This is a genomic window from Burkholderia alba (assembly GCF_034721475.1).
GTDB lineage: Bacteria > Pseudomonadota > Gammaproteobacteria > Burkholderiales > Burkholderiaceae > Burkholderia > Burkholderia alba.
In genome coordinates, this window is sequence record NZ_JAWJWL010000085.1 from 1 (window position 1) to 5,081 (window position 5,081).

The 5,081-nt window shown below is 58.6% G+C and carries 7 protein-coding genes and 2 pseudogenes; 7 read left to right on the plus strand and 2 right to left on the minus strand.

Annotation, left to right across the window (positions count from 1 at the left end; all coding sequences use genetic code 11):
* Positions 1 to 222: hypothetical protein (locus RZR99_RS32055; protein ID WP_323123715.1), on the minus strand; the 222-nt coding region annotated here is incomplete at its 3' end.
* 98 nt (positions 223 to 320) lie between these two features.
* Here RZR99_RS32055 and RZR99_RS32060 point away from each other — a divergent pair.
* Positions 321 to 569, plus strand: a complete 249-nt coding sequence (locus RZR99_RS32060; RefSeq protein WP_323123716.1) for an XRE family transcriptional regulator — start codon at positions 321 to 323, stop codon at positions 567 to 569.
* A 690-nt stretch (positions 570 to 1,259) separates the two neighbouring features.
* Here the strand turns inward: RZR99_RS32060 and RZR99_RS32065 are convergent.
* Entirely contained in the window at positions 1,260 to 1,442 is a 183-nt protein-coding gene (locus RZR99_RS32065; RefSeq protein ID WP_323123717.1) for a hypothetical protein, read from the minus strand.
* Positions 1,443 to 1,447: 5 nt separating this feature from the next.
* On the opposite strand from RZR99_RS32065, the gene RZR99_RS32070 reads away from it, so the two are divergent.
* The 6 genes and pseudogenes from RZR99_RS32070 to RZR99_RS32095 form a co-directional block, all read left to right on the plus strand.
* Positions 1,448 to 1,885 (plus strand): DUF4279 domain-containing protein, encoded by a 438-nt coding sequence (locus RZR99_RS32070; protein WP_323123718.1) that lies wholly within the window; start codon positions 1,448 to 1,450, stop codon positions 1,883 to 1,885.
* 141 nt (positions 1,886 to 2,026) lie between these two features.
* Positions 2,027 to 2,353 (plus strand): H-NS histone family protein, encoded by a 327-nt coding sequence (locus RZR99_RS32075; RefSeq protein ID WP_323123719.1) that lies wholly within the window; start codon positions 2,027 to 2,029, stop codon positions 2,351 to 2,353.
* Positions 2,354 to 2,508: 155 nt separating this feature from the next.
* Entirely contained in the window at positions 2,509 to 2,814 is a 306-nt protein-coding gene (locus RZR99_RS32080) for a hypothetical protein (RefSeq protein WP_323123720.1), read from the plus strand.
* A 44-nt stretch (positions 2,815 to 2,858) separates the two neighbouring features.
* Positions 2,859 to 3,296, plus strand: a complete 438-nt coding sequence (locus RZR99_RS32085) for a hypothetical protein (protein ID WP_323123721.1) — start codon at positions 2,859 to 2,861, stop codon at positions 3,294 to 3,296.
* A 307-nt stretch (positions 3,297 to 3,603) separates the two neighbouring features.
* Positions 3,604 to 3,783: pseudogene (locus tag RZR99_RS33510) on the plus strand (ISKra4-like element ISBte2 family transposase); the annotation flags it as partial.
* A gap of 270 nt (positions 3,784 to 4,053) precedes the next feature.
* A pseudogene (locus tag RZR99_RS32095) lies at positions 4,054 to 4,831 on the plus strand (IS3 family transposase); the annotation flags it as partial.
* Between the last annotated feature and the right edge of the window lie 250 nt (positions 4,832 to 5,081).

The following is a 5,081-nucleotide window of genomic DNA, read 5'->3' on the forward strand; positions in this document are numbered from 1 at the left end:
ATGCAGCGTGACCATGCCGACATGGCGCGCTATGGCCGCCTGTCGCCGGAGCGCCGGGAATTCACGCGGAAGGAAAAAACCGCGTTCCGGGCTTTGAGAAAAGCGAGCACCGCCGCCGTCGATGCGCTCAATGCGTACTTCGACAGTGACGATGAGCCGGAAGACGACGCCCGCCGTGAGCAACTGGAGGAAGCCGCTGCGCTGACCTCCCAAGTTTTGCACGCTCTCCAATGCACTTGCATGGCGACGATGTCCTGCGTGCTCGGGAGATCAATCAGGCATTCGGACGGCGGTAGCACAACGCCCCAGCGGGCCTTAGCGTGCAATATTTTCCGTTTTCTGAAGTCACCCCTGGTGAGGTTTGGGAGATTCCAACAGGCCCGGAGGTGCGGATCTTTGTCGATCGGTGTGGGTTTTCCGGCCGCCAGGCCGCGAAATTTTTGGGCCTCGAAGATAAAAGTGGTCAACATGTTCGCCGCTGGATCAGCGGCGAAACCCCCATCCCTTATGCGGCGTGGGCGTTGCTGTGTCACGCGGCAGGGTTCGGACTCATCTGGGAAAGTGAATAATAGCACCGATAGTTGCGAGCACACTGAAATCGTCGGCCCCGATAGACTGTCGGCCGGGTCGTTCGACAGTGAGCCAAAGCCCAAGACCTGTTTCATATGATGTTAGAGTCGATCCGTGGGAATGATCGCAAACGGAGAACGAGACTCATGGCCTCGGTGACTATCGATCTGGGTTCTGGAAGGCGCGCCATACTGTCTAACGACGGGCGATCGCGTCAATCGACCGAACAGCATTCGGCGGTCTCAGAATTGATGCTGCACTGGCCGAGGTACGCCGGACTGACGACAGGTGCGGCAGGCTACCTTCGAGAACTCGGGCTTGGCGGCTTCCGCGGTAATCCGGTGAATGAGCTCGGGTCCGCCATCGAGGACGGGCGGTTGTCCATCTCGATTGACCGCCCGGTCGTCCGGAGTAGTGCGGCCGGCGGTCAACTCTCGGCACCGCCTTTTCCGCGGGCGAACAGGTTAACTAGCGTCGCGTTGGTGGCGTCGCTGCCGGTGGACAAGCCCATTTCGAGTTGGGCCCAGTCGAGCAACGTGTCAGGCGACGCCTTGATGGGTTACCTGGAAGGTGTCGTCGGTAGTGGTAGCGTGGGCGGCGCCGGCGCGCTTGCAGGCGGTGCCGCTACTTTACTCGGGGATGCGCAGCCGTTCGATTACATCGGCAGCCCCGTCGGCGATAGCCTCGGATCACTGGCCGCTGTGACCAACAACCCGAATTTTGCGGCGAAAATGCTCGGGTACGATCGTAAAACGTTCGGGCAGATGCTGCATGTGCTGCAACCGGCAAATGGCTTGGGGCCAGCCGATAACGTCATTTTTCATGACAGCGGCGATATCGAGTTCAAAGGCGTCATTATTGACAACATCCATGATGTATGCACCCTGACTCCCCTACCCCTCCCGAAAACGCGCTTGCCTACGCGACGTTCATCATCTCGTCGGAGCAGACGCCCCCGGATACGTGGACGGCCTATTTTGGCGTATTCCCGAGTCGAACGATCACCCGAGGAAAGCCTTATCAGCTGCCGTCTGGACGTCTCAGTTCCAAGCCAGGGAAGCTCAATCTTTGGGCCCTCGAAAGCAAGGCCGCCGTACATAGCGATCGATTGGAGCCGCACCTTCGCTACCTGATTGACCGTCTCTCGTTGCCTCGTGAAGATCTTTGGAAACGCATCAGGCAGGTTGATGCGCGCATGCGATTCCTCTGCTACTGGGACAACGAGACTGGGGAGCGCGTGCCTTATGTGTCAGACACGACCCGCCAGCTTATTGAATCGTTTGGCGCCGTAGTTGAAATCGATGAATATCGATAAGGTGTAGCGGCGCCAGCTGAGAATTGACCAGGCGGGTGCCGGGAATATAAAGCCGAACGAGTTAGTGCGTATTTCGACGAGGCCGGAGAGTGATTTCAGAAGCTGAAATTGCAATGGTTGGAATGCAGGAGGATTAATCGTATGACATCGAATTCAGTCAGTCCGGATCTGATCCGCGAGCTACAGGTCTTGAACGAACGCTTAGCGGACGCGAAAAAGATCGAGAAGCGCGCGGTGCTCGAGGAGCTCAAACAGAACGTCAAACTGTACGACATCACACTCGACGACATCCTGCAGGCACTCGGCAAACGCCCTAAGCAGGCGAGCGTCCGGTACTATGATCCGACCACGGGTAACCGCTGGTCCGGCAACGGCCGACGGCCGCAGTGGCTCGTCGGCAAGAACCTCGACGACTATCTGATCGAGCGCAATGTCAAAACGACGTGGTGGCCAGGCGAGCACCAGTAGATCGCCGTGGCCGTGCCGAACGCAGCCCATTTGTGAACGAGAGTAAACTGACGAGCGATGCTGATCGAGAGCGTGCAAAACTTGGGGAGGCACCCGGGGAGGGAGCGGCTTTGTGGGGAGTACGCTGTACGGTATCGAAACGGCGGGAGCAGATCATGCGATGGATCATCGAAGCAAGGTCGGCCGACAGCGATGCGGTCACTGCCGGTGAGAGAGTTCTGGCTGTGATTGAGCGCCCTGATTGCAGTCTCGCCCAGCTGGGCCTGAGTCTTGCCGAGGGACGCTCGCTACTGGCCAGAGTGCAGGCAGGGCTGGTTTCGAATCAGGTGGAGAGGTGGCTGTCGGGCCAGACCCATTGTCGACGCTGCGGCGCGGCCTTGAGCCACAAGGACAGTCGACCGACCGTGCTGCGCACGGTGTACGGCAAGGTGACGGTGATCAGTCCACGGTTGTGGTCATGACGTGCTAGCGGACCGCGCGGATGCCGCGGCGTGTAGTGCATTCCTTGCCCAAAGCACTGACCAGCCGGACTACGCCGGAGCTGGAATACCTCGAGGCGAAATGGGCAGCACATCTGCCGTACCGGCTGGCCACTGCCATGCTCGAGGAAATGCTGCCGCTGGACAAGGGCATTTCGTTCAGCGGCATTCGGGACCGGATTCTCGCCATCGGAAAACAACTCGACGCCGAAATAGAACGAGACATCGGGCGGCGGCCCCAGTCCGTTGCAGACGGGCAGGTTCGCACATGCAACCATGTCGCCGCCGTGAGTGTCGACTCAGCGTGGCTGCGTAATTGCGATCACGAGAGAGACCACGGCCGCCACGTGAATATTGTCGCGGGGCGTGCAACGTTCACCGATCGCCCTCCAAAACTGTATGCATATGTGCACCGGGAGGTTACCTCGGCTGCTGCGCAACACGATCAGCGACGACGCAGGTGAATTTGTGAAAGCCGTCGAGGACAGCCAGCTGGCTCGCGGCCGGATCCTAGACTGGTTCCACATCGCGATGAAGTTTCAGGTGGCGCAGCGTTCCGTGTTCGGTAGCAAGACGATCGGCCCAATGGAACGAGAGTCGGTGGAGAGCGCAATCACCCATGCGAAATGGCTGGTCTGGCATGGCAAGGGCAACAAGGCATTGGAGCGAATCAATGCGCTCGACGGTCGGTTGCTGATGAGGCAAGGGTATGAATTCAGTACGCTGTGGTGGAACCTGAACACTGTCTCCGGATATCTGAGGAACAACGCGCATACGCTGGTCAACTACGGCGCACGGTATCGCAGGGGGATACCGATCAGCAGCAGCATCGCGGAGTCAGCGGTGAACCAGGTCGTCAGCCATCGCATGGCGAAGAAACAACAGATGCGCTGGACGGACGAAGGAGCGCACCGCCTGGTGCAGGTCAGGGTCGCGATTCTGAACGGGGAATTCTCGCCTCGTCACATTTCAGCACTCGGGAAAGCCGCCTCGCGTCACAGCAGATGCGCCTTGGCAGCGGCGTCAGGCCGGCACCGGTCAGTGAACAATTCCGGTAACGAAGCACCCACACTTTATAAAGAAGCCTGATTAGATCGACCTCCCCAAGTTTTGCACGCTCTCCTGCAGCGAGAGGACAAATAGCCGNTTGGCAGCGGCGTCAGGCCGGCACCGGTCAGTGAACAATTCCGGTAACGAAGCACCCACACTTTATAAAGAAGCCTGATTAGATCGACCTCCCCAAGTTTTGCACGCTCTCCTGCAGCGAGAGGACAAATAGCCGACTTGAAGCCGAAGATTCGGGAGCTGTTTGACCGGCACAAAGGGCGTTATGGCTATTCGTCGCATCACTGCCGCTATCCGTCGCAGCGGTGACCTCGTGAACCACAAGACGGTCCGTCGACTGATGGTTCAGCTCCAGTTGCGCTGCCGGGTGCGAGTAAAGAAGTATCGATCCTACAAAGGGCAACTCGGACACGTTGCCCCTAACGATCTGGCGCGTCAGTTTTATGCCGATCGGCCGAATGAAAAGTGGGTGACGGACGTGACCGAGTTCAACGTGGCCGGTCTGAAGCTGTACTTGTCTCCCGTACTGGATCTCTTCAATGGCGAAGTCGTGTCGTATGAGATGTCTCCTCGGCCACTGTTCGGCATGGTTGGCGCGATGCTCAAGAAAGCCTTTAGCAGGTTGCAAGCTGATGACCAGCCGATGCTACATTCGGACCAGGGTTGGCAATACAGGATGCCGGAATACCGGCGGCGGCTTGACGCACATGCTGCGAAGCAAAGCATGTCGCGTAAAGGTAATTGCCTCGACAATGCCGCGATGGAGAGCTTCTTCGGCACGTTGAAGTCTGAGCTTTACTACCTGGAGAAATTCCGCAGCGTAGAGGAGCTGCAAACAGGCATTGATAACTACATCCGGTACTACAATCATGATCGGATCAAGCTGAAGCTCAAGGGCCTGAGTCCCGTCGAGTACCGGATGCGATTCACGTGAAATTCGTTCAACCACCGTCCAACTTCTGGGGTGAACCGTACCGGGAATCGTGGGGGCCGGTTGGTTTGAGTTAATGCTGGGACGTCAGCGATATCTCTGAGTTGCCTGTAGTCGTTTGCCTCAGCCTCGGCGGCCGCTTCTCGACCTTCGGCGTCGATGACGCGCGCCGGTCGCTCGCTGCGCGTCGCGAGCGCCGTCAGCAACTCGGCATGCTTCGGGGCGAACGGCATCGCCAGCACGTCGGTCTGCA